Source organism: Streptomyces sp. NPDC020965, from assembly GCF_044333555.1.
GTDB lineage: Bacteria > Actinomycetota > Actinomycetes > Streptomycetales > Streptomycetaceae > Streptomyces.
This window is the reverse complement of the sequence record NZ_JBIRRE010000003.1, coordinates 34,434-50,720: the sequence shown is the minus strand read 5'-3', so window position 1 is coordinate 50,720 and position 16,287 is coordinate 34,434. Positions and strand designations below refer to the sequence as shown.

The 16,287-nt window shown below is 71.5% G+C and carries 16 protein-coding genes; 13 read left to right on the top strand and 3 right to left on the bottom strand.

Annotated features, from left to right (window positions below; all coding sequences use genetic code 11):
- Positions 1-25: 25 nt before the first annotated feature.
- A complete protein-coding gene (locus tag ACH4S7_RS10655; protein WP_398520776.1) occupies positions 26-703 on the top strand; it encodes a response regulator in 678 nt (225 codons plus the stop codon).
- Positions 704-765: 62 nt separating this feature from the next.
- Here ACH4S7_RS10655 and ACH4S7_RS10650 read toward each other — a convergent pair whose 3' ends face one another.
- Positions 766-1,878: a DUF5937 family protein gene (locus ACH4S7_RS10650; protein WP_398521343.1), complete on the bottom strand. Its 1,113-nt coding sequence runs from the start codon at positions 1,876-1,878 to the stop codon at positions 766-768.
- Between the two features lie 105 nt (positions 1,879-1,983).
- Here ACH4S7_RS10650 and ACH4S7_RS10645 point away from each other — a divergent pair, with 105 nt between their 5' ends.
- Positions 1,984-2,244 carry a hypothetical protein gene (locus tag ACH4S7_RS10645; RefSeq protein ID WP_398520775.1) on the top strand — a complete coding sequence of 87 codons (261 nt, stop codon included), beginning with the start codon at positions 1,984-1,986 and terminating at the stop codon, positions 2,242-2,244.
- Positions 2,245-2,355: 111 nt separating this feature from the next.
- Here the strand turns inward: ACH4S7_RS10645 and ACH4S7_RS10640 are convergent, their stop codons facing one another.
- Positions 2,356-3,525 carry a threonine aldolase family protein gene (locus ACH4S7_RS10640; protein ID WP_398520774.1) on the bottom strand — a complete coding sequence of 390 codons (1,170 nt, stop codon included), beginning with the start codon at positions 3,523-3,525 and terminating at the stop codon, positions 2,356-2,358.
- A 116-nt stretch (positions 3,526-3,641) separates the two neighbouring features.
- Between ACH4S7_RS10640 and ACH4S7_RS10635 the strand changes: the two genes are divergently transcribed.
- The 10 genes from ACH4S7_RS10635 to ACH4S7_RS10590 all read left to right on the top strand — a co-directional run bounded on the left by ACH4S7_RS10635 (position 3,642) and on the right by ACH4S7_RS10590 (position 12,543).
- Positions 3,642-4,562 (top strand): Rossmann-like and DUF2520 domain-containing protein, encoded by a 921-nt coding sequence (locus ACH4S7_RS10635; RefSeq protein WP_398520773.1) that lies wholly within the window; start codon positions 3,642-3,644, stop codon positions 4,560-4,562.
- Positions 4,559-5,848 carry a pantoate--beta-alanine ligase gene (gene panC / locus ACH4S7_RS10630; protein WP_398520772.1) on the top strand — a complete coding sequence of 430 codons (1,290 nt, stop codon included), beginning with the start codon at positions 4,559-4,561 and terminating at the stop codon, positions 5,846-5,848. Before ACH4S7_RS10635 ends, panC begins: the two co-directional genes overlap by 4 nt.
- A 113-nt stretch (positions 5,849-5,961) precedes the next feature.
- Positions 5,962-7,788, top strand: a complete 1,827-nt coding sequence (locus ACH4S7_RS10625) for an L-aspartate oxidase (protein ID WP_398521342.1) — start codon at positions 5,962-5,964, stop codon at positions 7,786-7,788.
- A 2-nt stretch (positions 7,789-7,790) separates the two neighbouring features.
- Positions 7,791-8,783 carry a carboxylating nicotinate-nucleotide diphosphorylase gene (nadC, locus tag ACH4S7_RS10620; RefSeq protein ID WP_398520771.1) on the top strand — a complete coding sequence of 331 codons (993 nt, stop codon included), beginning with the start codon at positions 7,791-7,793 and terminating at the stop codon, positions 8,781-8,783.
- Positions 8,783-9,580 carry a type III pantothenate kinase gene (locus ACH4S7_RS10615; RefSeq protein WP_398520770.1) on the top strand — a complete coding sequence of 266 codons (798 nt, stop codon included), beginning with the start codon at positions 8,783-8,785 and terminating at the stop codon, positions 9,578-9,580. Before nadC ends, ACH4S7_RS10615 begins: the two co-directional genes overlap by 1 nt.
- A gap of 374 nt (positions 9,581-9,954) precedes the next feature.
- Positions 9,955-10,536, top strand: coding sequence for a hypothetical protein (locus tag ACH4S7_RS10610; protein WP_398521341.1), 582 nt, complete (start codon positions 9,955-9,957; stop codon positions 10,534-10,536).
- Between the two features lie 68 nt (positions 10,537-10,604).
- Positions 10,605-10,778 (top strand): hypothetical protein, encoded by a 174-nt coding sequence (locus ACH4S7_RS10605; protein WP_398520769.1) that lies wholly within the window; start codon positions 10,605-10,607, stop codon positions 10,776-10,778.
- A 187-nt stretch (positions 10,779-10,965) separates the two neighbouring features.
- Positions 10,966-11,478: a BlaI/MecI/CopY family transcriptional regulator gene (locus ACH4S7_RS10600; protein WP_398520768.1), complete on the top strand. Its 513-nt coding sequence runs from the start codon at positions 10,966-10,968 to the stop codon at positions 11,476-11,478.
- Positions 11,479-11,487: 9 nt separating this feature from the next.
- A complete protein-coding gene (locus ACH4S7_RS10595; protein WP_398520767.1) occupies positions 11,488-12,009 on the top strand; it encodes an amino-acid N-acetyltransferase in 522 nt (173 codons plus the stop codon).
- 198 nt (positions 12,010-12,207) lie between these two features.
- On the top strand, positions 12,208-12,543 hold the full coding sequence (locus ACH4S7_RS10590) for an Lsr2 family protein (RefSeq protein WP_398520766.1): 336 nt from the start codon (positions 12,208-12,210) through the stop codon (positions 12,541-12,543).
- A gap of 20 nt (positions 12,544-12,563) precedes the next feature.
- On the opposite strand, the gene ACH4S7_RS10585 is transcribed toward ACH4S7_RS10590, so the two are convergent.
- Complete coding sequence (locus tag ACH4S7_RS10585) at positions 12,564-13,298, bottom strand: SCO3374 family protein (protein WP_398520765.1); 735 nt, start codon at positions 13,296-13,298, stop codon at positions 12,564-12,566.
- Between the two features lie 432 nt (positions 13,299-13,730).
- Here ACH4S7_RS10585 and ACH4S7_RS10580 point away from each other — a divergent pair, with 432 nt between their 5' ends.
- On the top strand, positions 13,731-16,259 hold the full coding sequence (locus tag ACH4S7_RS10580; RefSeq protein ID WP_398520764.1) for an ATP-dependent Clp protease ATP-binding subunit: 2,529 nt from the start codon (positions 13,731-13,733) through the stop codon (positions 16,257-16,259).
- Positions 16,260-16,287: the final 28 nt, after the last annotated feature.

The following is a 16,287-nucleotide window of genomic DNA, read 5'->3' as shown; positions in this document are numbered from 1 at the left end:
ACGAGAGAACGAGGACCCCGCTGACATGTCCATCCGTGTGATGCTCGTGGACGACCAGGTACTGCTGCGCACCGGCTTCCGGATGGTGCTCGCCGCCCAGCCGGACATGGACGTCGTCGCGGAGGCGGGCGACGGCGCGGAGGCGATCGAGATCCTGCGCTCCACGGCCGTGGACGTCGTCCTGATGGACGTGCGGATGCCGAGGCTCGACGGCGTCGAGGCGACCCGGCGTATCTGCGCCGCGCCGAATCCCCCGAAGGTACTGATCCTGACCACCTTCGACCTGGACGAGTACGCGTTCTCCGGGCTGAAGGCGGGCGCCAGCGGCTTCATGCTCAAGGACGTGCCGCCCGCCGAGCTGCTGGGCGCGATCCGCTCGGTCCACAGCGGCGACGCGGTCGTCGCGCCGTCCACCACCCGCCGTCTGCTGGACCGTTTCTCCCCGATGCTGCCGAGCGCCGGTTCGGAGCCGGGCAACAAGGACGTCGACCGGCTGACCGACCGCGAGCGCGAGGTGATGCTGCTGGTCGCCCAGGGCCTGTCGAACGGCGAGATCGCGGCGCGGCTGGTGCTCTCCGAGGCCACGGTGAAGACCCATGTGGGCCGCATCCTGACCAAGCTGAACCTGCGGGACCGGGTGCAGGTGGTCGTGCTGGCGTACGAGACGGGTCTGGTCCGGGCGGGCGGCGGCCCGGCCGCCTGACACCCCCTCCGGCCCCTCCACCCCCTCCGGCCCCTCCACCCCCTCCGGCCCCTCCGGGCCGGTCAGCGCAGCACGGTCTCCAGGAAGTCGCTGCCGATGCGAGCGACGGCGGAGACGTCGAGCTGGTGCAGGACGTACCGGCCGCGCCTGCGGGTGGTGATCAGCCCGGCCTTCTTGAGGACGGCGAGATGCCGGGAGACCTCGGGCGCGGTGATGTCGTACGCCTCGGCCAATTCGCCGGTCGTGTACGGGGTACGGGCGAGGTTCCGGCAGAGCCGCATCCGCATGGGGTGCGCCAGGGCCTCCATGCGCAGCATCAGCACCTCGACCGGGGCGGGTCCTGGGAGCGACGGTGAGCCGATCGGATAGTGGATCACCGGCCGCCAGCCGGGTGCGTTCAGCACCATCAGATGCGGCCAGCCGTAGCTGGACGGGAGGAGGGTGAGCCCCGCACCGACGGTGGGGTCGACGGCCGTCGTCCCGGCCGTGGCGAGTTTGTCGACGGTGATGCGGGACCGGTCCTCGTCCACCGTGATGGCGGCGGAGACGTCGTGCAGCGCCTCCGCGAGCCCCTTGCGGCGCAGCAGCTCGGTCTTGTGGCGGGCGTCGGCGGCGAGCTGGGGAGCGACCCGGCGCCAGGTGTCCCCGAAGAACGCCTGCTCGCAGTCCTCGAAGAGCCTGCGGACCCAGGCCCGTACGGCGGCCGGGTCCCGCAGCAGCCGTTGGGTGAAGTCGAGCGCCTGCGGACCGCGGGTGGCGGCGAGATCGAGGGCGCGGGCCCGGGTGACGGAGTTACTGAGGGCGGAGGGCCGGCCGCTGGTGTAACTGCTCGCGCAGGTGAACTCCAGGGCGGCGGAGACGAACCGCTCGTCGTCCAGGCGGTCGAGCAGGTCCAGATCGTCGGCGAGGGTCGCGCTCGGCCGGACGCGGTCAGCGGGGAGCCCGGCGAACGCCATGAACACGTCCGAGAAGGTCGACCGCCAGAGGAAGTCCGCCTCGTGCAGTCGATCGGCGAGATCGGGCTTGAGTGAGGCACTGGTGGCGGTGGCCCAGCCGTGCAGCCCGGGGTGGTGTCCCGGCTCGGAGAGGGCGTGCAGGGCCACACCCAGCTCGGCGAGGGGGGAGATGTCGAAGACGATGCGCTCCGGGGGGAGCCCGCTGATGTCGATGGTCACGCTCACCCCTCCATGGTGCCGGGCGCGCGTGACCTGCGGGGTGTCGGTTGACGGGGCTCGTCAATCGACGTGACGGGCGGGACGGGCGGGCGCAGCGTTGGGGCCATGAACGCGATGCATCAGTACATGCTGGACACCTATCGGGCGACCCGGCGCGGGGACCGGCTGCCGCCGCAGCCGGGGCTGAACGACTGGCAGGTGCTGCGGGAGCTGGGTGAGGGGTTCGCGAGCACATCCCCTTCGGCGGCGGCGCGGCCCGCCCGCTCCCGGGCGGGGCGCGCCGCCGCCGAAGGGGCCGGGGCGGGCGGGCTCAGAGGGGTGTGGAGACGACTCCGCCGCCGTGACCGGACGCGACGGCGCGGCTGAACCGCCCCTGGGGATGTGATGGTGTGGCCTGAACCGCCCTGAGGATGTGATGGTGTGGCCTGAACCGCCCTCGGGACGCGATGGTGCGGCTGAACCGCCCCCGTGGCCTTCTCACTCACTCAGCCCGGCGCGCTCCACCTGCGCTATCCGCCGTAGGAACTCCGCCACCGCCGTGTGGATGTCCTCCTCCTCCCACGCCAGCCCCTCCGCCGCCACGGTCATCTCCGTCACCGACACCCCCGGCGGCCGCCCCGTCGCGAACCACCTCCGGAACAGCGTCACCCCCGTCTCCTCCGCCTGCCGCACCGACGCCTCGTCCAGCACCTCGGGCCCGTACGGCAGCCAGACCTGGAACTGATGGGTCCGCGGAGGCGTCGGATGCACCTGGAACCAGGGCACGCCCCCCGCCCGGAGTGCCTCCGTCAGCGCCGCCGCCATCCGCCCCGCGTGCGCCACGTACGACGGCAGCCGGGGCAGCTCCCGCTCCAGGCCCAGCAGTGCCGACAGCGCCGTCGGGTACTGCTGGAACATCAGGCCGCCGTAGCGGTGGCGCCAGGCGCGGGCCTCCGCCATCACCTCGGCCGGGCCCGCCAGTGCGGCCCCGGCCAGCGCGTTGAGGGACTTGTAGAACGACACGTACACGCTGTCCGCCAGCGAGCCGATCTCGGCGAGACCCCTGCCGAAATGCGCCGCGCACTCCCAGAGCCGGGCGCCGTCGAAGTGGACCACCGCGTCCCGCTCCCGCGCCGCCGCCACCACCGCCACCAGTTCGTCCCAGGAGGGGAGCACGAAACCGGCGTCCCGCAGCGGCAGCTCCAGCATCAGCGTCCCGAAGGGTTCCTCGAACTCCGCCACCTCCGCCGCCGTCGGCAGCCGGGGCTCACTCGTCGGATGGACCGTTCGCAAGCCGCTCACCACCCCGAACGCACCCCGCTCGTGCACCTCGGGATGGCCCAGCGGATGCAGCGCCACGGTCGCGTTCCCCGTCCGCCCGGCCCAGCAGCGGAGCGCCACCTGCTGTGCCATCGTCCCGGTCGGGAAGAACACCGCGTCCGGGTGTCCGAGCAGCGCCGCCACCCGGCTCTCCACCTTCTCGACGACACCGTCGCCGTAGATGTCGGCGGGCTGGTCCAGGTCGTACACCTGCCCCGCGTCCGCCACGAGGGCGGTGAGCCGGTCGCCGATCCGGTGCTCCGCCGAGCCCCGCCACAGCACCCGGTCCGACCCGCGCCAGGCGGCCAGCCTGCGCCGCCGCTGTTCCTGCTCGCTCGTCTCCGTCATCCGCCGATCATCGCCCACAGGCTGTGGACAACTCGGGGGAGGGACGTGGCGCTGGCGTAGCATGACGGGCACATCGTCCGGTACCCCCCGCGGACTGGAACGGAAGGCCGTACCGCGTGAACCCCACAGCACCACACGAGCCGCTCGACGCCCGGGACCGGCCCGCCCGCCTCACCGTGGGCGTCGTCGGCGCGGGCCGGGTCGGCCCGGCCCTCGCCGCCTCGCTCCAGCTCGCCGGGCACCGGCCCGTCGCCGTCTCCGGCGTCTCCGACGCGTCCCGACAGCGCGCGGCGGCGCTGCTGCCCGACGTCCCGGTCGTCCCGCCGGCTGAGGTCCTCGCCCGCGCCGAGCTGGTGCTGCTGACCGTGCCGGACGACGCGCTCCCCGCGCTGGTCGACGGCCTCGTGGAGACCGGTGCCGTGCGCCCGGGGCAGTTGCTGGCGCACACCTCCGGCCGGTACGGCGCGCGGGTGCTGGATCCCGCCACCCGCGCGGGGGCGCTGCCGCTCGCACTGCACCCGGCGATGACGTTCACCGGCACCGGCGTGGACGTCCAGCGACTGGCCGGCTGCTCGTTCGGCGTCACTGCGCCCGATGAGCTGCGGCTGGCCGCCGAGGCGCTGGTCATCGAGATGGGCGGGGAGCCCGAATGGATCGCGGAGGAGTCCCGTCCGCTCTACCACGCGGCCCTCGCCCTCGGCGCGAATCATCTGGTGACGCTGGTGGCCCAGTCGATGGAGCTGCTGCGTACGGCGGGGGTCTCGGCGCCCGACCGGATGCTCGGCCCGCTCCTCGGCGCGGCCCTCGACAACACCCTGCGGGCGGGGGACGCGGCCCTGACCGGTCCCGTCGCCCGGGGTGACGCCGGCACCGTCGCGGCCCATGTCGCGGAGTTGCGCGCACACGCGCCGGGCATGGTCGCCGGGTATCTCGCGATGGCCCGCGCCACGGCCGACCGGGCGCTGGCGCATGGACTGCTCAAGGCGGAGCTGGCCGAAGACCTGCTGGGCGTGCTGGCGGAGGACGATCCACGATGAGCACCCATGCCACCGATCCCTCCGGCACCTCCGATCCCTCCGGTACCTCTGGTACCGCTGGCACGTCCGGCACCGCCGATCTCTCTGGCGCCTCCGGCACCTCCGGCACTCAAGCGGTGGCGGACACCGGCCCGGACACCGGCCCGGACACCGGCTTCGCGCTCGTGCCGACCGTCGCCGAACTGCACGACGCCATCGACCGGCACCGGAGCCGAAGCGCCGACCTGGACCAGAGCGCCGACTTGGACCAGAGCGCCACCGGGAGCCGAAGTGCCGACCCGCACCGCGGTACGGAACAGGACCGGAGCGCCGACCAGGCCCCCCGTACCCCCGCTCGCGCCGCCGCCCCCCGTACCGCTGTCGTCATGACCATGGGTGCGCTCCACCAGGGCCATGCCGCCCTGATCCGCGCCGCCCGGGAGCGGGTCGGCGCCGCGGGCCTCGTCACCGTCACCGTCTTCGTCAACCCGCTCCAGTTCGGCGCCGGCGAGGACCTGGACCGGTACCCCCGTACCCTCGACGCCGATCTCGCCACCGCCGAGCGGTCCGGCGCCGATCTCGTCTTCGCCCCCGCCGCCGCCGAGGTCTACCCCGGCGGCGAGCCCCTGGTCCGGATCAGTGCCGGCGGGATCGGTGCGCGGCTCGAAGGCGCCAGCCGCCCCGGCCACTTCGACGGAATGCTCACCGTCGTCGCCAAGCTGCTCCATCTCACCCGCCCCGACCTGGCCTTCTTCGGACAGAAGGACGCCCAGCAGCTCGCGCTGATCCGTCGGATGGTCCGCGATCTGAACTTCCCGGTGGACATCGTCGGGGTGGAGACCGTCCGCGAGGACGACGGTCTGGCCCGGTCCAGCCGTAACCGCTTCCTCTCGCCCGCCGAGCGGGACACCGCCCTGTCGCTCTCCCGCGCCCTGTTCGCGGCCCGCGACCGCCTCGCCGCCCAGCAGGCGCTGCTGGCCAGGGCGGAGGCCACCCCGGGCACCCTCGCCCGCGCCGCCGCGCTCTCCGCCATAGGGGAGGCGCGCGCCGCCGCGGACGCCGCCGCCGTCGCCCAGGCCGCCTCCGGTGGCGCCGCGGCGGTGCGGGCCGCCGCCCGCGCGGTCATCGACGAGGCCGCCCACGCCACCCCGCCCCTGGCCCTGGACTATCTGGCCCTGGTCGACCCGGCCGACTTCACCGAGGTCCCCGACGACCACACGGGGGACGCGATCCTCGCCGTCGCCGCGAAGGTCGGCGCGACCCGGCTGATCGACAACATCCCCCTCAGGTTCGGAGCCGCCTCGTGAGCACGCCCCGCACGACCGGCGCCCACCCCGACGCCCTCAGCGACCCCGGCGCGGGTTCCGCCACGGACTCCGGCGCGGCCGGCACCGGCCCAGGCGGCGCCCCCGGCACCGGGATACGACTGACCGCCCCCGCCCCCGGCTGGTCCATCGCCGCCGATGTCGTCGTCGTCGGCTCCGGCGTCGCCGGTCTGACCACGGCGCTCCGCTGCGCGGCGGCCGGGCTCGTCACCGTCGTGGTCACCAAGGCCCGCCTCGACGACGGCTCCACCCGCTGGGCCCAGGGCGGTATCGCGGCCGCCATCGGCGACGGTGACACCCCCGACCAGCACCTCGCGGACACCCTGGTCGCGGGCGCCGGGCTCTGCGACGAGGACGCCGTACGCACCCTGGTCACCGAGGGCCCCGGCGCCGTCCACCGGCTGATCGCCACCGGCGCCCACTTCGACACCTCCGAAGCGGGCGAGATAGCGCTCACCCGCGAAGGCGGGCACCACCGCCGCCGCATCGCCCACGCGGGCGGCGACGCGACCGGCGCCGAGATCTCCCGCGCCCTGGTCGAGGCGGTCCGCGACGCCGGTCTCCGCACCGTGGAGAACGCGCTGGTCCTGGACCTGCTGACCGATGCCGAAGGCCGCACGGCGGGGGTCAGCCTCCATGTCATGGGCGAGGGCCAGCACGACGGAGTCGGAGCGGTCCACGCCCCGGCCGTCGTGCTCGCCACCGGCGGCATGGGCCAGATCTTCTCCGCCACCACCAACCCCGCCGTCTCCACCGGCGACGGCGTGGCGCTCGCACTGCGCGCCGGTGCCGAGGTCTCCGACCTCGAATTCGTCCAGTTCCATCCGACGGTGCTCTTCCTCGGCACCGAGTCGGAGGGCCAGCAGCCGCTGGTCTCGGAGGCCGTACGGGGTGAGGGCGCCCATCTCGTCGACGCGGCCGGCACCCGTTTCATGCTCGGTCAGCACGAACTCGCCGAACTCGCCCCGCGCGACATCGTGGCCAAGGCCATCATGCGCCGGATGCGCGAGCAGGGCGTGGACCATATGTACCTCGACGCCCGGCACTTCGGCGCGGAGATGTGGGAGCGCCGTTTCCCCACCATCCTGGCGGCCTGCCGCGCCCACGGCATCGACCCGGTCACCGAGCCGGTCCCGGTCGCCCCCGCCGCGCACTACGCCTCCGGTGGCGTACGGACCGATCTGCACGGCCGGTCCACCGTCCCGGGCCTCTGGGCCTGCGGCGAGGTCGCCTGTACGGGTGTGCACGGCGCCAACCGGCTGGCCTCCAACTCCCTCCTGGAGGGGCTGGTCTTCGCCGAGCGCATCGCCGCCGACATCGCCGGCATCGCCGACAACGGACTGCTGGCGGCCGGCGCGCCCGCGGCCCCGGCGACCCCCTCCGGACTGCCGCTGATCGCCCCCGATGCGCGCGCCACCATCCAGCGGATCATGTCGCACGGCGTGGGGGTGCTGCGGTCCGCCGACAGTCTGACGGCGGCGGCGCTGGCACTGGACGAGGTACGCCGCGAGGCCGCCGAAACCGCCCCGGCCACGGCACCCGACACCGCCCCGACCACGCCCCCCGCCCCCGACGCGACCACGACCGCCCCGACCACGATCGGCAACGGGCTCAGGGACGCCGACGGGGCCACGGACGGCGACGGGACCACGGACGGCGACGGGACCACGGACGGCAAGACCGCCGTGCCCGGCGTGGATTCTTGGGAGACCACCAATCTGCTCTGTGTCGCGCGGGTGCTCACCGCCGCCGCCCTGCGCCGCGAGGAGACCCGCGGCTGCCACTGGCGCGAGGACCACCCCGACCGCGACGACCCGGCCGGGCGGCGCCATCTGGTCGTCCGCCTCGCCCCCGACCGTTCGCTCCTCGTCACCCGCACGGAGAGCACCGCATTTCCCCCGACAGGCATGAGGGAGTCGTAGCTGTGAGCACGCCCGAAGAACGTCCGCTCCCCGTGGACGTACCGCTGATCCAGATCGGCTGCGGGGACTCCTGCGGCTGTTCGGCCGACGCGGAGGAGTACGAGTGCGGACTCGACCCCGCGCTCGCCGCCCTGCTGGCCGGGGCCGGGCTCGACCCCGTACAGGTCGAGGACGTCGCCCATGTCGCGCTCAGCGAGGACCTCGACGGCGGCTCCGACGTGACCAGCCTGGCGACCGTGCCCGAGGACGCCGTCGCCACCGGGGACTTCACCGCCCGGGAGGCGGGCACCGTCGCCGGCATCCAGATCGCCGAGGCCGTGCTCTCGGTGGTGGCCACCCGCGAGTTCGCGGTCGAACGGCACGTCGCCGACGGCGACCGCGTCGAGGCGGGCCAGAAGCTGCTCTCCGTCACCACCAGCACCCGCGAACTGCTGACCGGCGAACGCAGCGCGCTGAACCTGCTGTGCCGGCTCTCCGGCATCGCCACCGCCACCCGCGCCTGGGCCGACACCCTGGAGGGCACCGGGGCCCGGGTCCGCGACACCCGGAAGACCACGCCGGGCCTGCGCGCCCTGGAGAAGTACGCGGTGCGCTGCGGCGGCGGCGTCAACCACCGGATGTCCCTGTCGGACGCGGCGCTCGTCAAGGACAACCACGTCGTCGCAGCGGGCGGTGTCGCGGCGGCCTTCAAGGCGGTCCGGCACGCCTACCCCGACCTGCCGATCGAGGTCGAGGTCGACACGCTGCACCAGGTCCGGGAGGTGCTCGACGCGGGCGCCGACCTGATCCTGCTGGACAACTTCACACCGGCGGAGACCGCCGAGGCCGTGGCGCTCGTCGCCGGGCGGGCCGTCCTCGAATCCTCCGGTCGCCTCACCCTGGACAACGCCCGCGCCTACGCGGAGACCGGTGTGGACTACCTCGCGGTGGGCGCGCTGACCCACTCGTCCCCGATCCTCGACATCGGTCTCGACCTCCGTGAGGCGGACCTCTGATGCTGCTCACCATCGACGTAGGCAACACCCACACCGTCCTCGGCCTCTTCGACGGCGAGGAGATCGTCGAGCACTGGCGCATCTCCACCGACGCCCGCCGCACCGCCGACGAGCTGGCCGTCCTGCTCCAGGGCCTGATGGGGATGCATCCGCTGCTCGGCGTCGAACTGGGTGACGGCATCGAGGGCATCTCCATCTGCTCGACCGTCCCCTCCGTCCTGCACGAACTGCGCGAGGTCACCCGCCGCTACTACGGCGATGTGCCGTCCGTACTGGTCGAACCGGGCATCAAGACCGGTGTGCCGATCCTGATGGACAACCCCAAGGAGGTCGGCGCCGACCGCATCATCAACGCGGTGGCGGCGGTGGAGCTGTACGGGGGCCCGGCGATCGTCGTCGACTTCGGCACGGCCACCACCTTCGACGCGGTCTCCGCCCGGGGGGAGTACGCGGGCGGTGTGATCGCCCCCGGCATCGAGATCTCCGTCGAGGCGCTCGGAGTGAAGGGCGCCCAGCTCCGCAAGATTGAACTCGCCCGGCCGCGGAGCGTGATCGGCAAGAACACGGTCGAGGCGATGCAGTCGGGGATCGTCTACGGGTTCGCCGGCCAGGTGGACGGTGTCGTCCGCCGTATGAAGCAGGAGCTGACGGACGACCCGGATGACGTGACGGTGATCGCGACGGGGGGCCTGGCGCCGATGGTGCTGGGCGAGTCGTCGGAGATCGACGAGCACGAGCCGTGGCTCACCCTGATCGGCCTCCGGCTGGTCTACGAACGCAATATCGCCCGTATGTAGCTCCCGCCGCCCGGCCCGGCCCGGCCCCGGAGTCGCTCACAGCGCCCGAGGCCGCGCGCCGGGCCACCCGCCGTACCTGAGGCCGTGCGCTGCACGTCACGCGCCGTACCTGAGGCGGTGCGCCGGGCCGCCCGCCGTACCCGAGGCCGTGCGCTGCACGTCACGCGCCGGGATGCCCGCATGTCACCTGCCGGGATGCCGGGATGCCGGGATGCGGGGACACCGGGGATGCCGTATGGCGCACGCCGCGCCTGACGCCCTGCGCGCCCGGCCGCCCGTCACACGCCGCGCCCGAGGTGCCCGTATTAAGTAGATTTAGCCCGCGTCGCACGTATCGTCGGGACATGCCCACGCCATACGGATCCCGCGGCGGCATGGCCTTCAGCGCGGACGAGCTGCGTGTGCTCCGACGCGCCCTCGCCATCGCCCTCCATCCGACGCCCCTCGCCGACGAGGACATCCAGGACTGTCACCGCCTGGCGGACTCCCTCGACGAGGCCACCCACGAGGCCGGGCGCCTGCGCGCCTTTCTCCTCGCCGACCTCGTCCGGTACCGCGACGCCCTCCCCGGCTCCGCGACGGGCTATCTGGAGCTGCTCCAGGACGTCCTGGCGGTCGGCTACGACCCCCGGCCCGAGGATCTCGCCGCGCTGCGCACCCTGCGCGGGCATCCGGCCGGCCCGGCCGTCCTCGCGCGGTGTCAGGACCTCGCCGAGCGGTCTGTACGGGCCAGGCTGGCCCTGCGCACCGCCCCCGCGCCCCGCACCAGGCTCCTGGCCCTCCCGGGTGGCCGCGCCGCCGATGAACCCCGGCCCCAGCCGAAGCCGAAACCGGAGCCCGCGCAGCCGCACCCCAAGGAACCGGTACCCGGTGAGCGCCCGGTGCCCAAGCCGTCCGAGGTCTTCCCGCCGCGCCGCCGCCCCCAGCCCCCGGCGGAGCGACTCGCCGCCGGCTAGGCCCCGTCCGGGCGATCGTCGCGGGCCCGACAGGATCGCCCGGACGGGACCTGGTTACCCTGGGCCTCATGGACTACGTATCCGCGCTCGTTCCGCCCGTGGTGATGGCCGGCCTCTTCACCGCCCTGATCGTGACGATCGTCAAGAGCCAGGGTGGCCCGAACAAGGCCAAGGAGGACGCGGCGGCGGATGCCGCCATCGCCCGCGTCGAGGCGTCCCGCCAGCCCGTCCGGGACAGCTAGTCCCCCAGCCCACCCGGGCTGTGTTGGCGCGGTTATCGCGGTTGTCGCGGCGCATCGCCGCAGGGACGTACGGCAGCCCTTCGGGGCATCTCTCGGGTCGCCTCACGGCTGACCTGGGAGATCGGCCGTGCGTCCCTTTTGTTATGTCATTACCGAGTATTCCGACTTCTCCCACTATGGTGGCAATGTGCCTCGCCAATTGGGAGAGCTGGAAGACGCCGTCATGACCCGCGTCTGGCAATGGAACCGTCCGGTAACCGTGCGGGAAGTCCTGGAAGACCTTCAGCAGGAACGGTCCATCGCCTACACGACCGTCATGACGGTAATGGACAATCTCCATCAGAAGGGCTGGGTCCGCAGGGAAGTCGAGGGCCGCGCCTATCGATATACGGCGGTCTCCACCCGCGCCGCCTACTCGGCCGCTCTGATGAACGAAGCCTGGTCCCGGAGTGACAACCCCGCCGCCGCTCTGGTCGCCTTCTTCGGCATGATGTCGCCGGAGCAGCGTGAGTCACTGCAAGCCGCTGTGCGTATGGTCCAGGACGTGGTCCAGGACGATCCGGCGGAAGGGCGGCCAGAAGGCCAGGCGGAAGGCCAGCCGGGCGATGTGGCGGCGGATGCGACGGGCGATGCGCCGGATCAGGGTGAGCCGGTCGAGGGCGCCGAGGGTGCCGGTGAAGAGTCGTCTCCGGGGCGATAACGTCACCGTATGCCTTATGCCGCAGCAAATGCCGTCACCGTCCGACGGGCCAGGACCGGTGATGTACCCGCCGTACGCCGGCTGGTCGATCCGTACGTCAGTGAAGGCATCCTGCTCGACAAAGCGACGGTCACACTTTACGAAGCCATCCAGGAGTTCTGGGTCGCGGAACGCGACGACGACGGTACGGTCGTCGCCTGTGGTGCTCTCCATGTGATGTGGGAAGACCTCGCGGAAGTGCGCACTCTCGCCGTGGACCCGCTCTTCCGCGGAACCGGCATCGGCCATCAGGTGCTCGACAAGCTCTTGGACACCGCGCGCGTGCTCGGCGTACAGCGGGTTTTCTGTCTCACCTTCGAAGTCGACTTCTTCGTCAAGCACGGCTTCGTGGAGATCGGTGAGACACCGGTCGACGGAGATGTCTACGCCGAGCTGCTGCGTTCGTATGACGAGGGTGTTGCCGAGTTCCTCGGGCTCGAACGCGTGAAGCCGAACACCTTGGGCAACAGCCGGATGCTTCTGAACCTGTGATCACCAGTAGAGGCGAACCAGAGACCAAGCAGAGGTCAAGCGGAGACCATCCGCTGGCGATCCGGATGCAGATCCCTATGTCCGAATCGCGCACGTTTCCCGCGTTCTTGAGGTTCTGAACCTCTCCCAAGGGTTTGTGTTTTTCAAGGAAAAGCGGTTTCCTTTCCGCGTACTGCATTTTCGATGAAAGGAAATCCGGTGGCACAGAAGGTTCAGGTCCTTCTTGTCGATGACCTCGACGGCGGCGAGGCGGACGAGACGGTGACGTTCGCGCTGGACGGCAAGACCTACGAGATCGATCTCACCACTGCCAATGCGGACAAGCTCCGTGGCCTCCTTGAGCCGTATGCCAAGAACGGCCGGCGCACGGGTGGTCGGGCGGCTTCGGGTCGCGGCAAGGGTCGCGCGGCGGCGAGCGGCAACAAGGACACCGCGGAAATCCGCGCGTGGGCGAAGGCGAACGGTTACGAGGTCAACGACCGCGGTCGTGTCCCCGCGACGGTCCGCGAGGCATACGAGAAGGCGAACGGCTGAGCGGCAGGCTCAGCGAACTCTTAGTCGGCCGAGTATTCGCAGGCCGCGTATTCGTCCGCGTTCGCACATCCATGCGCCCGCGCATTCGTACGCGGCAAACGGGTCCGGTGGCACTCAGTGGCCACCGCGTCCAGGAGTCGTACGAGATCGGGGCCCCCGCCCCGGTTCCCTCCCGCGCCGGACCCGAAGGGGGCCAGCGCGGGCAGCGTGGGCTCCACCTCGCGCCCCGGCACGGGGGGCCGCAGCCATCCGGCGGCCTCCCGCGAGCCGGTCCGTCCGCCGTGCCACCCGGCCGCCCGTCCGGGCGGCGGTGGGGCGGTCGTCACCCCTCCCGGGCCGAGGGCGGTCAGACTCAGGTCGAGCCCGCCCCACTCCAGCCAGTCGAGCAGCCCCGGCAGCTCGTCGGCGGTTCCCGCGGCCACCAGCAGGCGCATCGTGCGCCCGGCGAGCGCCACGGGCCCCGTGGCACAGCCGCTCGCGTCCAGTCGCCGCAGCGCGGCGGCCCCGGCCCCGGCCGGCAGCTCCAGGACGTCGAAGCGCAGCCCGGTCCGCAGTCGCACCGGGCAGCCGTCCGCGACCGCCCAGCCGAGGACGGACTCGTACCACCGGGCCCACGAGACGCAGGGCGCGCAGGAGGCCGAGGGTGCGCACGGGACGTGGGAGGCGCGTGGGAGGCACTCCGTGGCGATTCGGGCGAGCTGGGGGACGCACTCCTCGGCGAGTGGGGTGCGGGGGAGCGGAACGGTCCGAGCCATACCCCCGGGAACGCCCCCGCTGACACCCGGGTTACGCAGAGTGCTGAATCGAATGCGGTGCGTGTCGGGATTCACGGCGTTCGGGAGCATTCGACGGCGCGAAGTTGTTCGCCCGTAGCGGAGGGAACCCGGGCGCGCCGCATGTTCTGTCAGTGCTTGCGGGTAAGACATTCCTAGTGGGGAGGGGCGACACGCTCGCGAGGCGGCCTTACGTTCGCCATCGGCGTAGTGATGGTGAGGGTATCTGTCTGGCCTGCGGGAACATCGCCCAGCACCATCGGGTTGGAGCAGTTGTCGGCGTTCAGGGGTCAGGAGGCCACGGACGGGTGTCGGCAGTTGGAATGAGCGGTCCCTGCTTGCGGGACTAAGCTGCGGAAGGACAGGGAGGGGACCGACCCCTTACTGCCTGACCGCTCTGAGGAGCGATTAACGATGTTCGAGAGGTTCACCGACCGCGCGCGGCGGGTTGTCGTCCTGGCTCAGGAAGAAGCCCGGATGCTCAACCACAACTACATCGGCACCGAGCACATCCTCCTGGGCCTCATCCACGAGGGTGAAGGTGTCGCCGCTAAGGCCCTGGAGAGCCTCGGGATTTCGCTCGAGGCGGTCCGCCAGCAGGTGGAGGAGATCATCGGTCAGGGCCAGCAGGCCCCGTCCGGTCACATCCCCTTCACCCCCCGTGCCAAGAAGGTCCTGGAGCTGTCGCTCCGCGAGGCCCTTCAGCTCGGCCACAACTACATCGGCACGGAGCACATCCTGCTCGGCCTGATCCGCGAGGGCGAGGGCGTCGCCGCCCAGGTCCTCGTGAAACTGGGCGCCGACCTGAACCGGGTGCGGCAGCAGGTCATCCAGCTCCTCTCCGGATACTCGGGAGGCAAGGAGGCCGCCACCGCCGGCGGCCCCGCCGAGGGCACGCCCTCGACCTCCCTCGTCCTGGACCAGTTCGGCCGGAATCTCACCCAGGCCGCCCGTGAGTCCAAGCTCGACCCGGTCATCGGGCGCGAGAAGGAGATCGAGCGGGTCATGCAGGTGCTGTCCCGCCGCACCAAGAACAACCCCGTGCTCATCGGCGAGCCCGGCGTCGGCAAGACGGCGGTCGTCGAGGGACTGGCGCAGGCCATCGTCAAGGGTGAGGTGCCCGAGACCCTCAAGGACAAGCACCTCTACACCCTGGACCTCGGCGCCCTGGTCGCCGGCTCCCGCTACCGCGGTGACTTTGAGGAGCGCCTGAAGAAGGTCCTCAAGGAGATCCGCACCCGCGGCGACATCATCCTGTTCATCGACGAGCTGCACACGCTCGTCGGCGCGGGTGCCGCCGAGGGCGCGATCGACGCGGCCAGCATCCTGAAGCCGATGCTCGCCCGCGGCGAGCTCCAGACGATCGGTGCCACCACGCTGGACGAGTACCGCAAGCACCTGGAGAAGGACGCGGCCCTTGAGCGCCGCTTCCAGCCCATCCAGGTCGCGGAGCCGTCGCTGCCGCACACCATCGAGATCCTCAAGGGTCTGCGCGACCGGTACGAGGCCCACCACCGGGTCTCCATCACGGACGAGGCACTCGTCCAGGCCGCCACCCTCGCGGACCGCTACATCTCGGACCGCTTCCTGCCGGACAAGGCGATCGACCTGATCGACGAGGCCGGCTCCCGGATGCGCATCCGCCGGATGACCGCACCGCCGGACCTCCGCGAGTTCGACGAGAAGATCGCGGGCGTCCGCCGGGACAAGGAGTCGGCCATCGACTCCCAGGACTTCGAGAAGGCGGCCTCGCTCCGCGACAAGGAGAAGCAACTCCTCGCCGCGAAGGCCAAGCGCGAGAAGGAATGGAAGGCCGGCGACATGGACGTCGTCGCCGAGGTCGACGGCGAGCTGATCGCCGAAGTCCTCGCCACGGCGACCGGCATTCCCGTCTTCAAGCTGACGGAGGAGGAGTCCTCCCGTCTGCTGCGCATGGAAGACGAGCTGCACAAGCGCGTCATCGGCCAGAAGGACGCCATCAAGGCGCTCTCGCAGGCGATTCGTCGTACGCGGGCGGGTCTGAAGGACCCGAAGCGTCCCGGTGGCTCGTTCATCTTCGCCGGTCCGTCCGGTGTCGGTAAGACCGAGCTGTCCAAGACGCTCGCCGAATTCCTCTTCGGCGACGAGGACGCGCTGATCTCCCTCGACATGTCGGAGTTCAGCGAGAAGCACACGGTTTCCCGCCTCTTCGGTTCCCCTCCGGGATACGTCGGATACGAGGAGGGCGGCCAGCTCACCGAGAAGGTGCGCCGGAAGCCGTTCTCCGTCGTCCTGTTCGACGAGGTCGAGAAGGCCCACCCCGATATCTTCAATTCCCTTCTGCAGATCCTGGAGGACGGTCGGCTGACCGACTCCCAGGGCCGCGTCGTGGACTTCAAGAACACGGTCATCATCATGACGACCAACCTCGGGACCCGGGACATCTCCAAGGGATTCAACCTGGGCTTCGCGGCGCAGGGCGACGTCAAGTCGAACTACGACCGGATGAAGGTCAAGGTCAATGAAGAGCTCAAGCAGCACTTCAGGCCCGAGTTCCTGAACCGTGTCGACGACACCGTCGTCTTCCACCAGCTCACGGAAGAAGACATCATCCAGATCGTCGACCTCATGGTCGACAAGGTGGATGAGCGCCTGAAGGACCGCGACATGGGCCTGGAGCTGAGCCCCAACGCCAAGTCGCTGCTCGCGAAGAAGGGTTACGACCCCGTGCTGGGCGCCCGGCCGCTGCGCCGGACCATTCAGCGCGAGATCGAGGACATCCTCTCCGAGAAGATCCTCTTCGGCGAGCTGCGCCCCGGTCACATCGTGGTCGTGGACGCCGAGGGCGAAGGCACGGAGAAGAAGTTCACCTTCCGCGGCGAGGAGAAGGCGGCCCTGCCGGACGCCCCGCCGATCGAGCAGGCGGCCGGCGGCGCCGGGCCGAACCTCTCCAAGGAGGCGTAGGCCCCGGCTCCGAACCGGCAGTCCGGAG

Excerpts from the sequence above, each read along its gene's own strand:
- ACH4S7_RS10655 (WP_398520776.1), top strand. The coding sequence starts at position 26 with ATGTCCATCCGTGTGATGCTCGTGGACGACCAGGTACTGCTGCGCACC.
- ACH4S7_RS10645 (WP_398520775.1), top strand. The coding sequence starts at position 1,984 with ATGAACGCGATGCATCAGTACATGCTGGACACCTATCGGGCGACCCGG.
- ACH4S7_RS10640 (WP_398520774.1), bottom strand. The coding sequence starts at position 3,525 with ATGACGGAGACGAGCGAGCAGGAACAGCGGCGGCGCAGGCTGGCCGCC.
- panC (WP_398520772.1), top strand. The coding sequence starts at position 4,559 with ATGAGCACCCATGCCACCGATCCCTCCGGCACCTCCGATCCCTCCGGT.
- ACH4S7_RS10615 (WP_398520770.1), top strand. The coding sequence starts at position 8,783 with ATGCTGCTCACCATCGACGTAGGCAACACCCACACCGTCCTCGGCCTC.
- ACH4S7_RS10610 (WP_398521341.1), top strand. The coding sequence starts at position 9,955 with ATGGCCTTCAGCGCGGACGAGCTGCGTGTGCTCCGACGCGCCCTCGCC.
- ACH4S7_RS10605 (WP_398520769.1), top strand. The coding sequence starts at position 10,605 with ATGGACTACGTATCCGCGCTCGTTCCGCCCGTGGTGATGGCCGGCCTC.
- ACH4S7_RS10595 (WP_398520767.1), top strand. The coding sequence starts at position 11,488 with ATGCCTTATGCCGCAGCAAATGCCGTCACCGTCCGACGGGCCAGGACC.
- ACH4S7_RS10585 (WP_398520765.1), bottom strand. The coding sequence starts at position 13,298 with ATGGCTCGGACCGTTCCGCTCCCCCGCACCCCACTCGCCGAGGAGTGC.
- ACH4S7_RS10580 (WP_398520764.1), top strand. The coding sequence starts at position 13,731 with ATGTTCGAGAGGTTCACCGACCGCGCGCGGCGGGTTGTCGTCCTGGCT.